Raw genomic sequence first — 713 nt, 5'->3', positions numbered from 1 at the left:
TATCTGTTATAAACTTATTAACACTTCTTGTCGGATCAGTAGTTATTAGTATTACGGTCTACCTTCCAATTTGGAGTCAAGGGGTGCTGGGGAAAAGTGCAACTGCTGCAGGTTTTGTACTAATGCCTATGCCAGTATGCTGGACGATTGGTTCACTGCTTTCAGGGAATTTAGTGGGGCGTCTTAAAACGCACTCCATTCTTACGCTGGGCACGGCAATCGTAAGTACAGCATGTTTTATGCTGTTTTTAGTCTCCACACACTCACCCGTATTTTTAATTTATGTAGCCGTTGGGGTCCTTGGGTTAGGAATGGGTATTATTACGCCTATTTTTATGCTAGTTATTCAATCAGCGGTTCCAGCTAGCAAAAGAGGAGTAGCGGTGGCTCTTAATACGTTTACAAATACATTTAGTCAAACGCTAGGTTCCGCAGTGTTTGGTACAATTTTTAACTTAGTGACGCTTTCACAAGCAAAGAAATTAGGGCAAGAAAATTTGAATGCTTCGTTTGAGACAGGCGGGGTACCACCAGAAGAACTGTCAAAGCTGCATGAAATTCTTGCATCAGGTGTTCACATTATTTACAGCGGAACGTTTTTAGCAGCCTTACTAAGCTTTGTTGTTTCATGCTTTCTAGTAAAAACAAGACATGAAAAAATAAAGAATGTATCTGTGCAAAAGTATCGGAAGAGACTGTTATAAAAGTATTTT

General features: G+C 39.8%; 1 protein-coding gene. It reads left to right on the top strand.

Annotated elements, in window-relative coordinates; translation table 11 throughout:
• The coding region (locus AC27IT_RS27760) for an MFS transporter (RefSeq protein ID WP_487092257.1) at window positions 1–704 on the top strand (704 nt) is incomplete at its 5' end.
• Window positions 705–713: the final 9 nt, after the last annotated feature.

This window comes from Brevibacillus sp. YAE8, from assembly GCF_057543335.1.
The sequence above is the reverse complement of the archived record's forward strand: the minus strand, read 5'-3'. Positions and strand labels throughout refer to the sequence as shown.